We start from the raw sequence: 18,733 nt of genomic DNA on the forward strand, positions 1-18,733 counted from the left end.
CTCGCGGCGCTGCCGCGCGCCGGCAACGGCAGCGACGACGGTCTGCGGGGCCTTCCCGGCCCCGCAGATACCGCCTGCCGCCCTCCGGCCCCTCCCTATTGCATGCCGTCGGAAAACAGCAGGTCGTCCGACCTGGCCGGTCCTCCGACAAACAGGATGTCGTCGGCATCATTGCGATAATTGCCCTGGCGCAGCGCATCCACGCGCAGTTCCCAGGTCTGGCCGTCGATGCGGCGCGCGCCGGCGAAGCGGTACCAGCCGAACGTGGATGCGTCGCCGCGCACGCGCGGGCCGTAGTTGCGCCAGCTCCAGTCCGGGCCGAAGCTGGCGCCGTGGAAAGTCACGCGGACCACGCTGCCGGCACAGCCAGGCAGCGAGAAACCGGCCAGGCCCCAGGCGGAATGACTGCCGGCGCCGGCCAGCGTATCCGGCGGATAAAGCGTGTCGCCCAGCGTGGCGACATCGTTGAGCTGGGTGCAGCTGCCCGGCACGATCGCGACGGTGACGGCGCCGCTACCGCCCGCCGCACGCGCGAAAGTACCGCTGCTGTTGAGCGAAGCCACGCCGGCCTGGGTCGAATCCTGCACGCCGTCGCCGTTGCCGTCGCCGCCGAGGATGGCGTTCTCCACCGGCGTCGGCGATCCGTCGGCATCGCCGTCGGCGGGCGCGGTGTAGTCCCACACGCCGGCCGAGGTGCCGGCGAGTATGCGCGGCGCGGCGCCAGCCGCGCGCCGCGGCAGCGCCAGCGACGTAGCCGAATCGGCCGGCAGGCCTAGGCTGATCGAATTCCAGCTCGCGCCGCCGTTGGTGCTGCGGTAGACGCCGCCGGGGTTGGCGCCGTCGCCGCCGGTGCCGGCGTAGATCGTGTCGCCGCTGGCATCGGCAGGATCGATGAACAGCGCGCGCACATCCTGGCCGGCGATGCCGCTGGAAGCCGGACTCCAGCTCGCGCCGCCATTGGTTGTCTTGTACACATTGCCGGTTGCGGCACCGCCATAGAGATTGGAGGTGCCGGCGTAGATCACCTGCGGATTGGCCGGATTGATCGCCAGCGCAAGCACGTCCCAGTGGGAACTGGCCGGTCCGCCGTAGCGCGGCATCCCGTTGCTCATGTGGGTCCAGCTGGCGCCGCCGTCGGTGGATTTGAACACGCCGTTGGCGATGGTCGGCTCGGCCGCGCCGGCGACGCCCGGCGACCAGGTGATGAAGGTGCCGATGTACAGCGTCTGCGTATTGGACGGGTCGAACACCAGCGGCACCACGCCGCCCATGCCGGCGTAGTTGAACGCGCCGGGCGGGCCGAGGTCCTGCGACAGCGGCAGGCCGGCGTCGGAAGCACTCCAGCTGGCGCCGGCATTGGTGGATTTATAGATTCGGGCAGAAATATACGGCAGGCCGGGGCCGCCGGAATTGGGGCGCCCGCCGCCGGCGGCGAACAGGGTGCGCAGGCCGCCGCTGCCCGGCGCACAGGGACCGCTGGCCGGCGGCGCGGCGCAGGAGCGCGGATCGGCGGCGATGGTGCGCACCGTGCCCATGTCCGGGCGTCCGCCGACCAGGGCGATGCCGCTGTCGATGGTGTTCCAGGTGACGCCGGCGTCGGTGCTCTTGTACAGGCCGCCGTCCTTGGCCGCCGCGGTCGGAATACGCTCGGAACGGCCTGCGGCGTAGACGGTGAAATTTTCCGCCGTCAGCGGATCCGCGTCGACCGTGGTGGGGTCTATCGCGATGCTGCGGATCTGCTCGGCATTGAGACCGGCGCCGGACGCCGTCCAGCTGCTGCCGCTGTCGACCGAGCGGTACAGCGCCCGCGTCGTCGTGACGGAATCGCCATAGCCGGCGAGGAAGATGGCGCCGCTGCCGGTATCCAGCGGATGCGTGGCCAGGGCGCGGATATTGGTCGACTGGAAGCCCGTGTTGATCGCCGTCCAGCTGGTACCGCCGTTGCTGCTGGCGAGCAGGCCGCCGTCGCTGGCGCCGACCCACAACGACGGCGTCGCCGCAAAGTTCGCATGCACGGCGATTGCGCTGAGCTGCGCCGGATCGGTTCCGTTGGCACTGAGGCCGTTGGCCGCGTCGTAGGTCTGCCAGGCCGGACTCGCCGCCGTGGCGTCGGCGCTGTAGATCAGGCCGCGCGCGCCGCACGCGACGAACAGGCCGGTGGCCGCGGCGGGATTCGCCGCGATGCGCGTAATGCGGCCGCATGACGTGCCTGTGGCGGGCAGCGCGAGCGTGCTCCAGCTCGTGCCGCCGTTGGCGCTGGTGGCCACGCTGTTGCCGTCGCTGGCATACAGGCGCAGCGGCGTCGCGGGCGCGCTGATGATCTGGGTGATGCCGCCCAGCGCCGTGGGCTGTGCCGGTGTCGCCGCCCAGCTCGCGCCGGCGGTGGTGCTGCGCACCACGATGGCGCCGCCGAAGCTGCCCGGGTCGCTGTCGCTCAGCCCCGCGTACAGCGTGCCGTCGGCGGCGTAGTGGATGGCGGCGTAGTAGTTCGCGCCGCCACTGAGCGTGCCGCCGGGGGCGCTCCAGCTGCCGCCGCCGTCGCCGGAAACGTAGAGTTCCGTCCCGGTCGCCGCAGCCAGTGCATTGCTGTCGCCGCGGCGCAGGGCCAGCTGGCCGACCGTTTGCGTGGACGAGGGCGGCGTCACCGGCACCCAGAGGTCGCCGCCGTTGCCGGAGCGGTAGACCTGCCGCCCGGCGGACAGGTACAGCACCGGCGCGCCGCTGGCGGCGACCAGGTCGTTCGTGTACAGCGCCTCGGGCAAGCCGACTTCGATGCGGGTCCAGGCGGTGCCGCCGCTGGTGGAGCGGAAAACGCCGCCGCGGCCGGCCGCCCACAGCGTGGTCGGCGACGCTTCGTAGCTGACCAGGGCGACGACGTTGCCGCCGCCGGGTCCGGCAGTGGTCCAGCTGCCGACGCCGGCCAGCGCGGCACTGCCGGCCAGTCCCAGCGACAGGGCCGCCGCCAGACGCAGGGGCTGTTTGGATTCACGATTCATGGCTACACCGTCGGGTTGCGGATCCTGCGAGCGTAATACGCAAGTTGGCGCGGCAAAGGGAAACGGCCGGCGCGGCGGCGGCGCTGCAGGCGGGCGGATCTGCCTGCACGCCAGGACACGCGCGTCGCGGCCGGCGCCTCAATGCCGCTCGAACCGGCTGGCGAAGATGGCATCGTTGGCGAACACGCGGATCGCGGCGAAATCGTAGTCGCCGGCCGATGCGCGCTGGATCGTGCCGCCTACCCAGGCGCGGTAGCCGCGGATCTGCAGCGCGTTGCCGAAATCGTTGTTGGCATTGCCGAGATTGGGCGCGAAGGTGGCGCGGCCGTTGACGCCAAAGCGGGTGTCGGCGCCGCCGGCAAAGGACAGCCGGGTCAGCGCGATCTCATAGCCCGAGCTGGCCGGCGCCGTGTTCAGGGCAAAGCCGGCCAGGGTGATGTGTGTCGGCGAAAGCAGGAAAGAACCTATGGACTCGATGGCCACGGCCTTGGCCACATCGCGGTTCGCGCCGCCCAGGTCGAATTCCACGGTGCGCCGGCCGCTGCCGTTGAAACCGGTGTCAAGCTGGCCGGCCTCGTCGAGCACGGCCACGGAGAAATCCCAGTCGGCGCCGGAAATGCAGGAAGTCCCGGCAATGACTACGCCGTTGCCGGGAGGGCTGAACAAGCTGTAGCGCGCCGCCACCGCCGTGGCGATGTCGTCCTTGCAGCTGGTGCCGAAGTCGATGAGCTTCGCGCCGGTGCCGTTGCCGCCGAACCCCGTATCCAGCGACCCGTTCGCGTTCAGGCGGATCACGCCGAAGTCGGCGCCGCTGGCGGTCTGCTGGCTGGTGCCGACGACGACGATCTTGCCGTCGCCCTGGATCGTGACGGCGCTGGCGCGGTCGTTGAGCGGATCGTCGAGGGAATCGCCCCAGGAATAAACCTGATAGCCGTTGCCGTTGAAACTGCTGTCGCTGGTGCCGTCGGCGTTGAGGCGCACGATGGCGAAGCCGGTCAGCGAGCCGATCAGGTTGACCGTCGCATAGCCGACCGCAACGATCTTGCCGTCGCCCTGCAGCGCAAGCCCGCTCGCGCCCGAAGCACTGTCGCCGCCGAGGCTGGGCGCAACGATGCCGATGGCGGGAAACGAGCCGAAGCTGTCATCCAGGCCGCTGCCATCGGCCTTTACCCGGCCGACGATGAACTCCGGATCGTTGCCGTCGCCCTGGTAGGTGCCGGCGAACACGATGCGGTTGCTTGAGTCGATCTTCACCGCGGCAATGCGTATCGACGCGCCGCTGCACAGTACGGGCTCGGTGTAGCGGCCGTCGCCGGAGAAGGACGCATCCAGCGTTCCGTCCGGCAGCAGCCGGGCGATGGCCAGGCAGTCGTGCGTCGCATCGATGCGCGCGCTGCCGGCAAGCACCACGGTGCCGTTGGCCGCCACGTCCATGGCCAGGGCATCGTCGAGGCGGTCGCCGCCGATATCGAACACCACATTGCGCCGGCCGCCGTCGCCGAACTCGGCGTCGATATTGCCCGCGCCGGATGCTGACGAAGTCGCCGCAGCGAGTAGCAGGGCGGCCAATGGACGGAACAGCGGCATGACGGTCTCCTGGCGTTGGTTGCAAACCAGTACGCAGGAGCGGCGGCAAGCATGACAGCGGGACGGCGGACGCGGGCAAAGCCAATTGCGCGGCTCGGTCTGCGCGAGACCGGGAAGTGCGGGCCTTGCAGGCCGTGCAATGTGGAAAGCTAATTTTCCGCGACGCGGCCGCCGCGGCGCAGATGCCGCCATTCGCAGGCCATGCCCGGCGGCGCAATCCAAGATTCGCGGAATTGCGGTTCGCGAAATTGCCGGCGTGCCGCGCACAGCGCCGGTCGCGCGGGGCACCGCGGCAGCGCTCCTTTCCCGGCCGCCGTCTGCTCAGCGGCGGCAGCCTTCACTCGCGACAGCGCCGCGGTGCCCGCAGCCGCGGCGCTTGCCTCGGCGCGAAGCGCCGTCGCGGCCGTTCAGTCGCGCCGCCGGCTGCGGCGCCGGGGCTGTTCGGCCGGCGCGGCCTTTTTCTTCGCCGCCGGTTTGCGCTGCGGCGCAGCGGCTGTTGCGGTTGCGGCCGCGGCGGCGGCGGGCACGTAGTCGCCGATGCTGCTCTTGAGCGGGCAGACCGAAAACACCGGGCACTTGCGGCAGCCCACCGCCAGCGCGACAGGACACAGAACCATGGTTTTCCCCTACGTGGCACCGGGACGCGCCCGGATCGCTGCGTGGGGCCTACGTTACAGGGAAAGGCCGGGATTGGGGATGCGGGACTGGTTGCGCGGTTTGGGCACGTGGAAATGCTTCGCCGGTTGCGCAGGCGGCGGACGGATGCGGAAACCGGAACAGGACGGCTTCGTGACCGGGCCGGGCGGCCCGGCGGCGCGCCGTCCAAGAAAAAACCGCCCTTGCGGGCGGTTTTTCCGGCAATGCGAACGTACTTGCCGATCAGCCGCGGCCGCCGCGGGCACGGAATTCGCCCAGGGCCTGGGCCAGGTCGTCGGCCATGGGTTCTATCACTTCGCGCGCCTGCTCGGAGGCATTGAGCGAGGTGAAGTTGACCTGTTCGGTCCAGCCGGCGCCGAGCGAGCGGCGGCCCTTCAGAGCGAAGGCGCGCAGCGAGATCTGCGCCGTGTACAGGGTCGAGGCCTGGCCGTAGTAGGTCAGCACCTGCGAACCGACCGGACGCACGTAGACCACGACCGCGGCATTGGCCTTGCCGGCCAGGCGGCCGATATCGCCGTCGCTGTCGTCGCGGGTACGGCCGCCGTCGATCACGTTGAAGCCGGAACGCTGCAGCGCGCGGGTGACTTCCTGGCGCGCCGGGCCGGCGATGACCGCGTCGCCGCCGACCAGCACGGCAATGGTCGGCACCTTGGGCTCGGCCGGCGCGGCCGGCGACTCCGGCGGCGCGGCGCGGGCGATGCGCGGGCCCGAAGGCTCGTCGCTGTGGGCGATGCGCGGCGCCTGCGAGGCATCCTCGCTGGCGCGGGCGGCGGCCAGGTCACGCAGGGCGTCGACGCGGGAAGCGCGCGGTTCCGGCGCATTCGTGTCGCCGGCGGACGGTTCCACGCTGGCGACCGTCTGCACCGGCGCATCGGCGGAACTGCCGGCCGGCAGCGCGGACGCGGTGGCGGCGGGCTCGGTGGTCGACGGCGCGGTGGCCGCTGCCGTCGATGCCGTCGCCGCGTTCGGATCGGTCACGGGCGGCGTGGCCGTGGCATCGCCGTTGGCGGCCGGCAGCGCCGACGGGGTGGTCGGCGTGCTGGCGGCAGGCAGCGCCGCCGGCTGCGTCGCCGTCGTGGTGGCCGGCGCGGTCGTGGCCGGAGCCGTCGTGGCTGCAGGCTGCGTGGTCGTAGTCGTCGCCGCCAGCGTGGCCGGCGTGGATTTCAGGAACGGAATCTGGTCGCGGAAGGCGAATACGCCGCCGCCGGCCAGGGCCAGCACAGCGACCGCCGCAATCGCCCAGGGCAGCGCCGAGGAACGCCGGGCCGGCGGCTGCTTGACCATGCTGGGGCGGGTCGCCGGCGCGGCGGCGGGCTGGCGCGGCGGCGGGGTCGGCATGGGTGCGGCGGCGGTGCCGGCCTGGAAGCCGCCGGGACGCGGCGTGGGCGCCGTCTGCGGCAGCGGACGCTGGGCCGAGGCCGGCGTCTTCATACCGATCACGGTGGCCGCGGCGGTGGAGACCATGGGCTTGAGGCCTATGGTCGGCGCGCCGGCCAGGGCCGGGTGGCGGCTCAGGTCTTCGACCAGTTCGTGGCAGTTGTTGTAGCGGTCGTTCGGGTCCTTGGCGATCATGCGCGAGAGGATGCGCGACAGCTCGGCGTCGACATCGCTGTTGAGCTGGCGCACGTCCGGAATCTCGGCGCGCACCACTTCCAGCATCAGGCCCAGCGGCGATTCGTCGGTGAACGGCATGCGGCCGGTCAGCATCTCGAACAGCACGATACCCAGGGAGAAGATGTCCGAGCGCGAATCCACCGGCTTGCCCAGGCAGACTTCCGGCGACAGATAGCCCGGGGTGCCTACGAATTCGCCGGTGGAGGTGAGCTTCTTGGAGAAATCCTGGGTCACCAGGGCGATGCCGAAATCGGCGATCTTGATGGCGCCGCGGCTGGTGACCATCAGGTTGCCGGGCTTGATGTCGCGGTGGACCACGCCCTTGTCGTGGGCGCTGGCCAGGCCCATCGCGGTCTGCAGAATGACCCGCGCCGCCTGTTCCGGGCGCAGCTTGCCGTCGCGCTTGAGCAGCGAACCCAGCGATTCGCCTTCGACGAATTCCATGACGAAGAAGGTCTGGCCTTCGTGCTCGCCGATGAAATAGATCTGGATGATGTGCGGGTCGTTGAGCGAGGCCATGCTGCGCGCTTCGCGCAGGAACCGCTCCTTGACGCTTTCGTCGTGGGCCAGCGATTCGGCCAGCACCTTGATGGCGACATAGCGGTTGAGCGAGGACTCGTAACCCTTGTAGACCACGCCCATTCCGCCGCGCCCGAGTTCGGCAACGATGTCGTAGTGGCCCAGCTGCGTTTTCATGACGGCTCCGGTTAGGCGATGACGCCTGTTGACTCTGTTGACAAGCTTAGCACCGTATGATCTCGGTGCCGTGGCGGGCTTCGCGGGTCGCTGCGTGAACCGCTCACCCTGGCGGCGTGACGGAGTTGGCAGTTTCGCCAGCCCGGCCCCGCGACGGCAAGCTGCCGCCCGCCCTGACTGCCAAATACGCAAAACGGCGGCGGGCGCAGGCAGCGAACAGCCCTCCGTTGGGGAAGCTGAACGCCGCGGCAGGCATGGCGGGGCTTCGCGCCGGCGAAATGCGCGCCGGGCCGCCCCTGGCGGGCCGCCCGATGTGCGCTGCTTGTGCGGTCCCGCGTTGGCTGCCGCAGCGAGAATCCGCGCCGTCCGGCAGGCAGCCGGCAGGAACGATCCGCCATCGGCCTTGCATTGCGCAGATGTGGAAAAGGTAATTCCTGAATAACGGTCGCGCGCGCCAGACCGGTTAGGCCCGGTCTGGCGCACGCGACCGTTTCCGCGCAAACCGCTGCAATCGGCGCTTCATATTCGCGCCGCAGAATTTCCACGCCGATTTTCCCCGGCTGTAACACCTCGCGTGGTATCTGCCCGCCGATGAAAACGACTCCCCGCCCCGTGCTGGTGCTGATCCTGCTGGCCTTCGCGCTGGCCCTGCTGCGCGCCGTGCCGCTGCTGGCACATACGCCGCTGCTGGGCATCGCCAACAGCTTCGACCAGGCTCGCTATACGGGCTGCTTCGATCTCTACCCGGACCGCCCGGCGCCGATACGCCCGGACGAGAACAGCCCCAACGCGCCGTTCGAGTTCTACCGCTTCCAGCAGAATCCGGTGCCGCTGTGCTACGGCTCCAGCGAGCTGCTGCAGCAAGGGGTGGCGGTGGGCATCTACAAGCTGCAGCAGGCCCAGGGCGTGGAACGGCATTCGGTGCGCTGGCTGGGCTGGCTGCGCCTGCTGCTGCTGAGCGCGCTGGTGGCGGCGTTCTGCCACGCCTGGCTGCGGCGCGGGCTGTGGCCGGCGGCGCTGGCCAATGCGGCGGTGTTCGCGGTAGTGCTCAGCGATCCGTCCAACACCCTGTACTTCCACACCTTCTACGCCGAGCCCAGCGCGCTGTTTGCAGCCTATGCGCTGTTCAATCTCATCGTGCTCTACGCCCAGCGCAAGCCCAGCGTGCGCGGCGCGCTGCTGCTCGGCGTGGCGGCGCTGCTGCTGGCGGTGAGCAAGATCCAGCACCTGGCCCTGCCGCTGGCTCTGGCCGGGGTGGTGCTGCTGCTGGGTCTGTGGCATCGCCGCCGTATCGCCTGGCAGGGCCTGCCCCTGCTCGCCGGCGCAGTGCTGGGCCTGGGCCTGCAATTCGCCCAGCTGTCGCGCGACGATCCGATGATGAAGTCGATCCGTTCCTTCAACCGCGCCAATGTGGTGTTCACCTCGCTGCTGCCGGCGGTGGCCGATCCGGTGGCGACCACGCGCCGCCTGGGCCTGCCCGAATCCTGCGCCGCCTACGCCGGCAAGGTCGCCTGGCAGCTGCCGGGCCTGGCCGAGGACATCTGCCCGGGCATGGAAAAGGTCAGCCGCCTGCACGTGCTGCGCGAATTCCTGCGCGAGCCGGCCTCGCTGCTGCGCTTTGCGCGCAACGGCATCGCCGTGCTCAATCCCTGGCTGCCGCGCAACCTGGGCCATGTGGAAGGCGCCGTCCTGGGCAAATTGCCGGCCCGCTTCGTCAGCTGGAACGGCCTGCTCGACCGCAGCCCGCTGCTGCGCAACCTGTTGTTCGCGCTGCCGTTGCTGTTCGCCCTGGCCGCGCTGCGCCGGCCCGACCGCCTGGCCCTGTTCGCCGCGCTGCTGGCCACGCTGATGCTGGCCACCTTCGGCGTGGCGGTGTTCGGCGACGGCCTGGCCGACGTGGCCAAGCAGGGCCATCTCGTCTTCAATGCGGCGCTGAGCTGGCTCTGCGTCGCCACGGTACTGCTGGCAACGCGGCGGCTGTACCGCCGCTCAGGCCGCGGTGTGGATGCCGTCGATCTCGACCAGCAGCTCGGCCCGGCATATGTCGCCCAGCAGCACCAGGCGCTCGGCCGCCTGCGGTAGGCGCTGCTGCAGGGCGGCGGCGATGGGCTCCATATCCTCGCGGTGGCGCACGTAGGCCTTGAGCACGCTGCCGCGGCCGAAGCCGGGCAGGTCGCCGGCGCTGGCCAGCAGGCTGGCGAGATTGGCGAAGGTTTCGTCGAGCTGGGCCTGTACGTCGCCACTGTGGCGGGACACATGGCCGACCACGGCCGCCGTGCCGGAAATATGCAGCTGGCCTTCGCGGCAGGGACCGCGCATGGCGCGGGCGAAGGTGGGCGAAGTCGGTCCGTATTCGCGCGGATAGCGCCAGGCGCTGACCTGGCGCGGGTTCTCCACCGCCACGCCGGGCTGGCGCGCGGCCAGCCAGTAGACCTGCAGCACCGGCACCGCGTCGCTGCGGCCGATCGCGCTGGCAGCGGGAAAGCCCTGGCCGTGCACGCCGCGCATGCCGGCCGAGCGGCCGGTGCAGAAATGCTTGTAACGCTCGGCGTCGCCGTCGCCCAGGTTGATGTCGGCCAGGTAGTTCCAGATGCGCAGCAGGTACGGCCAGGAACGCGCGCCGGTGAAGCGCGCCAGTTCCGCATAGGCGCATTCGGTGGCGGCGGCCAGACTGGGGTGATCGGCTTCGGCCACTTCCACCGCGCCGTAGCAGTAATCGGCGGAAGCCGCCCAGCGCACCAGGCCGTCGATGCCGCGCTGCACCGGGCCGGGAACGCGCCAGACTTCCAGCGGGGCGCGGCCGCCCAGCGGCTCCAGGCCTACGCGCAGGTAGCGCGGATCATCGGCCGCAGCGGGCGCGGCGGAACCGAAGCCCAGCACGGCCAGCACATCCGGCTGGGCCAGCACTTCGGCCGCATCGGCCTGGACATAGCTCACGTCCAGCGCCGGCAATGCAGCGGCACTCATGCGGGACGGGCCCCGCGGAAACGCGCCGGGCGGCGCGGCGTGGATGACGACAAAGACATGGTCTGCGGGGATCCCTGAACCTGCCGAAGTGGCCAGGCAAACCCCTATGATACACTCGCGCGCCGCAGCGGCCGCCGGTCCGGCGCCGCCTCTATCCCGTGGAATTCCGATGGCGCAACTCTCACCCGCCGAGCGCGAGCTCGCCGAGCTCCTGGTCGACAGCCTGAATCTGGAAGGCGTCACCCCCGAACAGTTTGAACCCGAAGCCCCGCTTTTCGGCGGAGATCTCGGCCTGGACTCGATAGATGCGCTGGAGATCGCCCTGGCCGTGTCCAAGCGCTACGGCTTCCAGCTGCGCTCGGACAACGAGGAAAACAAGCGCATCTTCGGTTCCCTGCGCGCCCTGTCGGCGCATATCGAGCAGAACCGCGTCAATTGACCGCAGGCGGTTGCGGCGTCCTGCCGCAGCCGCCGGGCCTCAATCGAACGAATCGGCGAAGATCTGGAAGATCGAGATCGGCTCGCCGTAGATGAAGTCGTCCATGGCGACCACGTCCACGCCGCCGACGCCGTCGCTCAGGCCCGCATCCAGGCGCGAATTGCCCACTTCGATGTTGCAGCGCGCGAAGCGCTCGTTCCCCTCGGTCAGCAATCCGATGAAACTCAGGCCGTTGTTCAGGACCGGCACGCTGGCGGCGATGATCTGGCTTGCATCCGGGCCGTAGCAGCGGATCGCGGTGCGGTCGGCGGCGGAGGTGCCGTCCACGTCGGTGAAGATCACGCCGAAGCCGCGCGTGGTGGCCGGGATCGTGGTGCCCGGCACGAAGAACAGCACGTCCATGGCGTGGGCGTTGCGGATATGCAGCAGCCGCTCGGCACTGAAGGTATGGAAGCCCGCGGCATAGGACGCATTGATATTGCCGAAGCGGACCTGCGTCATGGTCGGGTTGTTCGAGTCGGCGCTGACCATGAAATCATTCAGGCCGCTGCCGGTTTCGTACTCCAGCGCCGAGAACACCACACCGCGCGGCGAAGTGGTGTTGAAGAAATCCGGCGGCAGGAAATTCGGCTGGGCGGAACTGTCCGGCACGCCGTCCCAGTTGATCTCGCGCCGGCCGCTGGGGAAGCTGTTGCCGACGCCATTGTTGACGCCCAACGCCAGGCGGAAGGTATCCACCGTCCCCTGTATCGCCGGCGCGTTCGCGCCGGTGGCCGTACTCACCGTGGCCGCCGTCGCGTCCAGCGCGACCGCCGCCAGCAGGCCGCCGAACACGGCCGCGCAAAGCTGCATGCATTTCATCTGTCTGTGCTCCCGCCGGCCCCTGGCCGGGCATGTCCATGCTCAAGGCGATGCCGTGCAGCGGCAGCGCCGGGTGGCGCCTGTCGCGGGACAGGCGTTGCCACTGGACATACGTAAAACAAGTCAGCCAGAGATCATCCGCCGCCGCGGACGATCAGTGCGTGCAACCCGGGCTCAGCGCGGATCGACCGGCGTGGTGCCGCCGCTGAATTCGCTGGCGGACTGGCGCTTGCGCTCGCGCAGGTCGGCGCGCCAGCGGCGGAAGTTGACCAGGCCGGTGGCCGCGTAGATGGCCTTGAACAGGTGCAGGCGGCGCATCACCGGGCCGCTGTCGAACACGTCGCCCGCGAGCATGGAGATCACGCCCTGCTCCACCTTGAGCCAGTTGCGCGGCGCGGCGAACAGGCTGCGCATGACCGGCGAGTTGAAGCGGTAGATGAACCAGGAAAACACGCGCACGCCGCGGCGTATGCGCTTCTCGAACGCCTGCTGCAGCGCCTGTTCTTCCTGCGGCCGCTTGAGGATCCGGTCGACCAGCTCCGCCGCGTGCTTGCCGCTGTGCATGGCCAGGTACACGCCCGAGGAAAACACCGGATCGACGAAGGCGAAGGCGTCGCCGATCATGACGTAGCCCGGCCCGCTCATGCGGCTGCAGGTATACGAATAATTGCCGGTGACGCGGGTCTCGCCGACGATTTCCGCATTCATGGTGCGCTCGGCGGCGCCCGGCATCAGCTTCAGCGTTTCCAGCAGGAATTCGGCGGTGCGGCCCTTGCGCTTCTTCAGGTATTCCGGGAAGCACACGCAGCCTATGCTCATCAGACCGTCGCTGAGCGGGATGAACCAGCTCCAGCCGTAGTCGAAGCGATAGATGCTGATGTTGCCGGCCTCGTCGCCGGGACGGCGCGCGACACCCTTGAAGTGGGCGAAGATCGCGGCGCTCTGGTGCTTGTCGTTCTTCACCTTGATCTTGAGCGCATTGCCCAGCAAGGTGTCGCGGCCGCTGGCGTCGACCAGGTAGCGCGACTTGATGGTCAGCTTCTCGCCGGTCTCCACCGTGGCCTGGGCGATGCAGCTGCGGTCGGGCTGGATCTCGACCTTGTCCACCTTGACGCCCTCGCGCGCGTCCACGCCGTTGCGCTGGGCGTTGCGGAACAGGATCTGGTCGTAGTCCTCGCGCTTGACCTGGAACGCGAACGGCGGCGTCTTGCCCAGGCTGAAGCCGAAGCGGTAGGTGTAGTAGCGGTCGCCTTCCTCGGGGAAGTCGGCGCCGAGCTTGAGCACGCCGATACTGCGCACCTCTTCCAGCACGCCCAGTTCTTCCAGGATGGGCATGTTCGCCGGCAGCAGCGATTCGCCGATATGGAAGCGCGGGTGGTGATCCTTCTCCAGCTGCAGCACCTTGAGGCCGCGGCGCTGCATCAGGGTCGACACGGTCGACCCGGCCGGACCGCCGCCTACCACCAGCACATCGCATTCGATCGTGTTGCGCGCGTTTTCCTGCATGTCCGCCACCGCCCCCAACTTTCCGTTCAGCCCCGTATCATAGCCGGCTTGCACGCCACTCCGGCCCGTCGCTCCCCAGTACGCGATTCGCGCATGAAATCCGTCACTGCCCGTCCCCAGCGCCTGGGGCTGATCCTGCTCGCAGCCTATCCGCTGCTGCTGCTGGCCGCGCTGTGGCTGCAGCGCAGCTGGATCTCGGCGCTGGCCGCGCTGGACCTGATCAGCCTGCTGCTGCTGGGCGGGCTGTTGCGTGGAAACCGCATGATCTGGACGCTGTGGCTGGGCGCCGTGGCCGGCACCTTCGTGCTGAGCGTGCGCGGCCAGGCGGAAATCGTGCTGCTGCTGGTGCCGGTGGCGATCAATGCCGGCATGGCCTGGTTCTTCGGCCGCACCCTGGGTACGGGCCGGCGTCCGCTGGTGACCCGCGCCATCCTCGCCTTTGAAGGCGAACAGCGCCTGGCCCAGCCCGGCGTAAGCCGCTACGCACGCAGCCTGACCTGGGCCTGGACCCTGCTGCTGGCCGCCCAGGCCGTGCTGATGCTGCTCTGCGCCGCCTGCGCCCTGCCCAATGGCATCCTGCCGCGGCTGGGAGTGGCGCCGCCGCTGGCGATTCCGGGCGGCCTGGCCAACTGGTATCTGCACCTGGGCGGCTTCGTCGTGATCGGCGTGTTCTCGGTGCTGGAGTTCGCCTGGCGCAACTGGCACCTGCGCCACCTGCCGCATGAAAACCCGCGGAGGTATTTCGCCACGGTGGTGCGCAACTGGCGCCGCGTGCTGCATGACGAGACGCCCGGCGCCTGAGCCTGGCCGCGCACCGGAACCGGCCTGCCTTCGATCAGCTGCCGCGCGCCGGAACTGCCTTCCCTGAGCAACCGGCTTTGACCAGCGCAACCGGCACCAAACCGCACACACCACCGTTTTCGGGCGATTTTTCCGCCTTCGGCACTCTTTCCGGGGCTGAAAACCCCTGATGTTGCGGAAAGTGCGGACAGACTGGCGCGCCTGTTTTTCGACGCCGGAACGGTTTCCAGCACCGAAAGCCGGCGGTGTTGCGGAAAATGCGCGCAGCCGGAACACCTGCACCTGATGCGCCCAACCCGGTCGGCGGCCGCTTCCAGCGCACCTCAGCCAGCCTCGCCCGCCCCCTGGCGTCCACCCCGTCACCAGGCACGCAACTTGCCCCGCCCCGGCAAACCCGCGATCCTTGCCCGCCGCTAGCCTCCGCTTTTTCGCCATGGCGTCCGTCAGTCACCACGAGTCCTTCCGCATTCCGGCCGGGCATCCCGCCCTCGCCGGGCATTTCCCCGGCAATCCCGTGGTTCCGGGCGTGGTCGTGCTGGACCAGGTCGCCGCGGCGCTGGCCCGCGCCGGCGGGCGCCGCCTGGCCGAGCTGGTCCAGGTCAAGTTCCTGGCGCCGCTGCTGCCGGAACAGGAAGCGCAGCTGCAGCTGGAGACGCGCGAGGATCGGCTACGTTTTCGCGTACTGCGGCAAGACAGCCTGATCGCAAGCGGCGAGGCCCGCCTGGCATGAGCAATCCCCACTGGACCGACCGGCCCGAAGGCGGCGGACGTTTCGCCATCTGGCTGATCCGCAATATCGGCCTTTACGGCGGCCGCACCTTCGCGCGGCTGTTCCTGTACCCGATCACCCTGTATTTCTATTTCCGCCGCCGGCCCGAGCGCGAAGCCTCGCGCGCCTTCCTCAGCCGCGTGCTCGGCCGCCCCGCGAATGCCTTCGATGTGATGCGGCATATCCACCGCTTCGCCGGCGTGATCCTGGACCGCGTGTTCCTGCTCGCGCGCAACGATGTGCGCCAGTTCCAGCTCACCATCCACGGCCTGGACCTGCTGCTGGACACCTACCACCAGGGCCGCGGCATGCTGCTGCTGGGATCGCATGTGGGCAGCTTCGAGATCCTGCGCGTGCTGGCGCGGGAGAAGCCCGAGGTCAAGCTCAAGGTGCTGCTGGACAAGTCGCAGACCCCGGCCATCACCGAACTGCTGCACGCGCTGAACCCGGCCGTGGGCGAAAGCGTCATCGACGCCTCCGAAGGCGGCACGGCCATCGTGCTCAACATCAAGGACGCGGTGGAACAGGGCTCCGTGGTCGCCCTGCTCGGCGACCGCGCGCGACCGCAGGAGCCGACCCGCAAGGCCGTCTTCTTCGGCGAACCGGCACCGCTGCCGACCGCGCCGTATCTGATCGCTTCGGTGCTGGACACGCCGATGGTGCTCTGCTTCGGCCTGTACCGCGGCGGCAGCCGCTACGACCTCTACTTCGAGCACTTCGCCGAGCGCATCGAGATACCGCGCAGCGAACGCAGCGCGCGGCTGGACGAGTGGATCGCCCGCTACGCCGCACGGCTGGAGCATCATGCGCGCCTGGATCCCTACAACTGGTTCAACTTCTATGATTTCTGGCAAAGCGATCGCGTTGAGCCTGCTGTTCCCGCTGGCGAGCCACGCCGCGCCTGAAGGCGCCGCCTGCACCAAGGATTGCGCCGCACCTGCGATCGCCGCCCTGGTCGAGGGCCTGAAACGGCCGCTGCCGGCGCAGACCGCCTATACCGAAGTGCGCTTCGTGCAGATGCTGGAAGCGCCGCTGGTGCTGCGCGGCGAGCTGGAATACCAGAGCAGCGCCGAATTGGGCAAAAAAGTTACTTCTCCGTATGTGGAAAACACCACCATCGAGAACGGCCAGGTGCGCATAGAGCGCCCGGGCAAGCCGGCCAAGCGCTTCAGCCTCAAGCGCGCGCCGGCCCTGGCCGGCTTCCTGGAAAGCTTCAGCGCGACCCTGGCCGGCGACGCCCAGCGCCTGGCGCGCAGCTACGAACTCAGCCACAGCGGCGATGCGGCACACTGGCAGCTCACCCTGAAGCCGCGCGACCCGGCCCTGGCCAAGCAGGTCCGCCAGGTGCTGATCAGCGGCGAGGCGAACACGCCGCTGTGCTTTGAAGTCGAGGAAGCCGGCGGCGACACCAGCCTGCTGCTGGTAGACAAGCTCGCCGGCCAGCCCCTGGCCGATCCGCCGCAGCGCGCCGCCCTGCAGCAGCTCTGCCGCGGCCGCCCGTGAGCCTGCGTTCGCGTTTTGGCCTGCTGCTGGTCTGGCTGGCGCTGCTGGCCGGGCTGCTTTACTACGTCGTCACCGGCCTGAAGGTCAGCACCGACCTGCGCAGCTTCATGCCGCCGGCGCGCACGCCGGAACAGCGCCTGCTGCTGGACGAGATCGGCGAAGGGCCGGGCTCGCGCCTGCTGCTGCTGGCGCTGGACGGCGCCGAGCCGGACACCCTGGCCGAAATTTCCAGGCAGCTCGCACCGCGCCTGCGCACCGATCCGCGCTTCGTGCGCGCGCTCAACGGCGAAGGCGATCTCGCCGCACTGACCGAGGACCTGCTGCCCTACCGCTATCTGCTGTCGCCGACGCTGGATACGCAGCCGCTGGACCGGGACTTCCTGCGCGCCGAGCTGGAACAGCGCGTACAGGACCTGGGCTCGCCCGCCGCCGCCTGGCTCAAGCCGCTGCTGGGCCGCGATCCCACGCTGGAAATGCTCAAGCTGGCCGAAGCCTGGGCGCCGCCGGGCGAACCCGAGCGCTATGCCGAAGTCTGGTTCAGCCGCGACGGCAAGCGCGCCCTGCTGCTGGTGGAGACGGTCGCCGGCGGCTTCGATCCGGCCGCCCAGCGCGAGGCGATGGATGCGTTGCAGGACCATTTCCGCGCCATCGCGGGCGATGCCAGGGCGACGCTGATCGTCAGCGGCCCCGGTGCCTTCACCGTGCACATCAACACCGCCACCAGCGAGGAAGCCAACCGCATAGGCCTGTTCGATTCGGTCGGCTTCATCCTGCTGCTGCTGATCGCCTATCGCCGCATCGGCACGGTCGCCGCCGGCGCCCTGCCCCTGCTCAGCGGCGGCCTGGCCGGCATGGCCGCGCTGGCCCTGCTGTTCGGCGGCGCCCACGGCATTACCCTGGCCTTCGGTTTCACCCTGATCGGCGTGGCCCAGGACTATCCCATCCACCTGTTCAGCCATCTCAGCCGCAGCCGCACGCCGGCCGAGGTCGCGCGCCTGCTCTGGCCTACGCTCGCCACCGGCGTGGCTTCGACCTGCATCGCCTACCTCGCCTTCTTCGCCTCCGGCGTGGACGGCCTGGAACAGCTGGCCGTGTTCACCATCGTCGGCCTGGCCACGGCGGCGCTGACCACGCGCTTCGGCCTGGTCCACCTGCTCGGCAGCCGTCCGCACGATGCGGCCGAGTCGGCCTGGCTCGCGGCGCTGTGGCGACGCCTCGCGGCACTGCCGCGGCCGCGCTGGCTGGCGCCGCTGCTGGCCGCCGCCGCCGTCGCCGCCATCGCCGCCGCGCCGGGCGCGTTCTGGGAAAACAACCTCGCCGCGCTGACTCCGGCGCCGCCCGAACTGGTCGCGCGCGATGCCGAACTGCGCGCCGAACTTGGTGCGCCGGACGTGCGCTACTTGCTGGTGATCGAAGGCAAGGATGCCGAAAGCGTGCTCGCCGCGAGCGAAAAACTCGATCCGCTGCTGGCCGAAGTCCAGGCCGCCGGCGCCATCGCCGGCTACGAACTGCCGTCGCGCTACCTGCCCAGCGCCGCGACCCAGCGCGCACGCCAGCAGCAGCTGCCGGATGGCGAAGCCCTGCATGCCGCCCTCGCCGCCGCGCAGCAGGGCCTGCCGTTCAAGCCCGGCAGTTTCGACGCCTTTGAACGCGACGTGCAGGCCGCGCGCGCATTGCCGCTGCTGGATGCGGAACGCTTCTTCGCCGGCCCGCTGGGCCTGCGCCTGAAATCGCAGCTGCAGCCGCGCGACGGCCACTGGATAGGCCTGGTCAGCCTGACCGGCGTGAACGATGCGGGCGCGCTGGTCGCACTGGCGGCGCGGCCGGACGTGCCGGCCCATCTGCTGGACCTCAAGCACGCTTCCGAATCCCTGGTCGCCGCCTACCGCACGCGCGTACTGCTGTCGCTGCTGGCGGCCGGCCTGCTGCTGGCCGGCGTGGTCGCCGTCGCCCTGCGCCGGCGCAGCCGCATCGTGCGCGTGCTGCTGCCGATGGCGGTGACTACGCTGCTGATCCTGGCCTGCCTGCGCCTGGGCGGGGTGTCGCTGTCGCTATTCCACCTGATCGCGCTGGTGCTGGCTGCCGGCCTGGGCCTGGACTACGCCCTGTTCTTCGAGCATGCCGAAGACGACGAACGCGAGCAGCGCCGCACCCTGCACGCCATCCTGGTCTGCAGCGCCAGCACGTTCCTCGTCTTCCTGCTGCTGGCGCTGTCCTCGCTGCCGGTGCTGCGCGCCATAGGCACCACCGTGACCCTGGGCGTGGCCTTCAATTTCGTGCTGGCGCTGCTGCTGGCGCGGCCGCGCCAGGAAACCTTTCCCGCCACGGAAAAATGAC

Annotated in this window: 14 protein-coding genes; 7 read left to right on the forward strand and 7 right to left on the reverse strand. The window is 69.7% G+C overall.

Annotated elements, in window-relative coordinates:
• Positions 1 to 95 precede the first annotated feature (95 nt).
• From NM961_RS05905 to NM961_RS05920, 4 genes are all read right to left on the reverse strand, one after another.
• On the reverse strand, positions 96 to 2,996 hold the full coding sequence (locus NM961_RS05905) for an exo-alpha-sialidase (protein ID WP_255912825.1): 2,901 nt from the start codon (positions 2,994 to 2,996) through the stop codon (positions 96 to 98).
• 138 nt (positions 2,997 to 3,134) lie between these two features.
• The gene (locus tag NM961_RS05910) at positions 3,135 to 4,583 is read right to left on the reverse strand and encodes a hypothetical protein (RefSeq protein ID WP_255912827.1); all 1,449 of its coding nucleotides are present in this window, start codon (positions 4,581 to 4,583) and stop codon (positions 3,135 to 3,137) included.
• A gap of 407 nt (positions 4,584 to 4,990) precedes the next feature.
• Positions 4,991 to 5,200 carry a hypothetical protein gene (locus NM961_RS05915; RefSeq protein ID WP_255912829.1) on the reverse strand — a complete coding sequence of 70 codons (210 nt, stop codon included), beginning with the start codon at positions 5,198 to 5,200 and terminating at the stop codon, positions 4,991 to 4,993.
• A gap of 262 nt (positions 5,201 to 5,462) precedes the next feature.
• Complete coding sequence (locus NM961_RS05920) at positions 5,463 to 7,550, reverse strand: serine/threonine-protein kinase (protein WP_255912831.1); 2,088 nt, start codon at positions 7,548 to 7,550, stop codon at positions 5,463 to 5,465.
• Between the two features lie 591 nt (positions 7,551 to 8,141).
• Here NM961_RS05920 and wsfD point away from each other — a divergent pair.
• On the forward strand, positions 8,142 to 9,632 hold the full coding sequence (gene wsfD, locus NM961_RS05925) for a glycan biosynthesis hexose transferase WsfD (protein WP_255912833.1): 1,491 nt from the start codon (positions 8,142 to 8,144) through the stop codon (positions 9,630 to 9,632).
• Here the strand turns inward: wsfD and NM961_RS05930 are convergent.
• Positions 9,540 to 10,517: a chorismate transformation FkbO/Hyg5 family protein gene (locus tag NM961_RS05930; RefSeq protein WP_255912835.1), complete on the reverse strand. Its 978-nt coding sequence runs from the start codon at positions 10,515 to 10,517 to the stop codon at positions 9,540 to 9,542. The two genes, wsfD and NM961_RS05930, sit on opposite strands and share 93 nt — an antisense overlap.
• Before the next feature lie 169 nt (positions 10,518 to 10,686).
• Here NM961_RS05930 and NM961_RS05935 point away from each other — a divergent pair, with 169 nt between their 5' ends.
• Positions 10,687 to 10,956, forward strand: a complete 270-nt coding sequence (locus NM961_RS05935) for a phosphopantetheine-binding protein (protein WP_255912837.1) — start codon at positions 10,687 to 10,689, stop codon at positions 10,954 to 10,956.
• A gap of 39 nt (positions 10,957 to 10,995) precedes the next feature.
• Here the strand turns inward: NM961_RS05935 and NM961_RS05940 are convergent, their stop codons facing one another.
• The gene (locus NM961_RS05940) at positions 10,996 to 11,817 is read right to left on the reverse strand and encodes a hypothetical protein (RefSeq protein WP_255912839.1); all 822 of its coding nucleotides are present in this window, start codon (positions 11,815 to 11,817) and stop codon (positions 10,996 to 10,998) included.
• 174 nt (positions 11,818 to 11,991) lie between these two features.
• Positions 11,992 to 13,323, reverse strand: coding sequence for an NAD(P)/FAD-dependent oxidoreductase (locus tag NM961_RS05945; RefSeq protein WP_255912840.1), 1,332 nt, complete (start codon positions 13,321 to 13,323; stop codon positions 11,992 to 11,994).
• A gap of 93 nt (positions 13,324 to 13,416) precedes the next feature.
• On the opposite strand from NM961_RS05945, the gene NM961_RS05950 reads away from it, so the two are divergent.
• From NM961_RS05950 to NM961_RS05970, 5 genes are all read left to right on the forward strand, one after another.
• On the forward strand, positions 13,417 to 14,124 hold the full coding sequence (locus NM961_RS05950) for a COG4648 family protein (protein WP_255912842.1): 708 nt from the start codon (positions 13,417 to 13,419) through the stop codon (positions 14,122 to 14,124).
• Positions 14,125 to 14,557: 433 nt separating this feature from the next.
• Positions 14,558 to 14,854, forward strand: coding sequence for an ApeI family dehydratase (locus NM961_RS05955; protein WP_255912844.1), 297 nt, complete (start codon positions 14,558 to 14,560; stop codon positions 14,852 to 14,854).
• Positions 14,851 to 15,798 carry a lysophospholipid acyltransferase family protein gene (locus tag NM961_RS05960; protein WP_255912846.1) on the forward strand — a complete coding sequence of 316 codons (948 nt, stop codon included), beginning with the start codon at positions 14,851 to 14,853 and terminating at the stop codon, positions 15,796 to 15,798. Before NM961_RS05955 ends, NM961_RS05960 begins: the two co-directional genes overlap by 4 nt.
• On the forward strand, positions 15,758 to 16,396 hold the full coding sequence (locus tag NM961_RS05965; protein WP_255912848.1) for a LolA-related protein: 639 nt from the start codon (positions 15,758 to 15,760) through the stop codon (positions 16,394 to 16,396). Before NM961_RS05960 ends, NM961_RS05965 begins: the two co-directional genes overlap by 41 nt.
• The gene (locus NM961_RS05970) at positions 16,393 to 18,732 is read left to right on the forward strand and encodes an MMPL family transporter (protein ID WP_255912850.1); all 2,340 of its coding nucleotides are present in this window, start codon (positions 16,393 to 16,395) and stop codon (positions 18,730 to 18,732) included. Before NM961_RS05965 ends, NM961_RS05970 begins: the two co-directional genes overlap by 4 nt.
• Position 18,733: the final 1 nt, after the last annotated feature.

Source organism: Tahibacter harae, assembly GCF_024437735.1.
Lineage (GTDB): Bacteria > Pseudomonadota > Gammaproteobacteria > Xanthomonadales > Rhodanobacteraceae > Tahibacter > Tahibacter harae.

Excerpts from the sequence above, each read along its gene's own strand:
- NM961_RS05905 (WP_255912825.1), bottom strand. The coding sequence starts at position 2,996 with ATGAATCGTGAATCCAAACAGCCCCTGCGTCTGGCGGCGGCCCTGTCG.
- NM961_RS05910 (WP_255912827.1), bottom strand. The coding sequence starts at position 4,583 with ATGCCGCTGTTCCGTCCATTGGCCGCCCTGCTACTCGCTGCGGCGACT.
- NM961_RS05915 (WP_255912829.1), bottom strand. The coding sequence starts at position 5,200 with ATGGTTCTGTGTCCTGTCGCGCTGGCGGTGGGCTGCCGCAAGTGCCCG.
- NM961_RS05920 (WP_255912831.1), bottom strand. The coding sequence starts at position 7,550 with ATGAAAACGCAGCTGGGCCACTACGACATCGTTGCCGAACTCGGGCGC.
- wsfD (WP_255912833.1), top strand. The coding sequence starts at position 8,142 with ATGAAAACGACTCCCCGCCCCGTGCTGGTGCTGATCCTGCTGGCCTTC.
- NM961_RS05930 (WP_255912835.1), bottom strand. The coding sequence starts at position 10,517 with ATGAGTGCCGCTGCATTGCCGGCGCTGGACGTGAGCTATGTCCAGGCC.
- NM961_RS05935 (WP_255912837.1), top strand. The coding sequence starts at position 10,687 with ATGGCGCAACTCTCACCCGCCGAGCGCGAGCTCGCCGAGCTCCTGGTC.
- NM961_RS05940 (WP_255912839.1), bottom strand. The coding sequence starts at position 11,817 with ATGAAATGCATGCAGCTTTGCGCGGCCGTGTTCGGCGGCCTGCTGGCG.
- NM961_RS05945 (WP_255912840.1), bottom strand. The coding sequence starts at position 13,323 with ATGCAGGAAAACGCGCGCAACACGATCGAATGCGATGTGCTGGTGGTA.
- NM961_RS05950 (WP_255912842.1), top strand. The coding sequence starts at position 13,417 with ATGAAATCCGTCACTGCCCGTCCCCAGCGCCTGGGGCTGATCCTGCTC.
- NM961_RS05955 (WP_255912844.1), top strand. The coding sequence starts at position 14,558 with ATGGCGTCCGTCAGTCACCACGAGTCCTTCCGCATTCCGGCCGGGCAT.
- NM961_RS05960 (WP_255912846.1), top strand. The coding sequence starts at position 14,851 with ATGAGCAATCCCCACTGGACCGACCGGCCCGAAGGCGGCGGACGTTTC.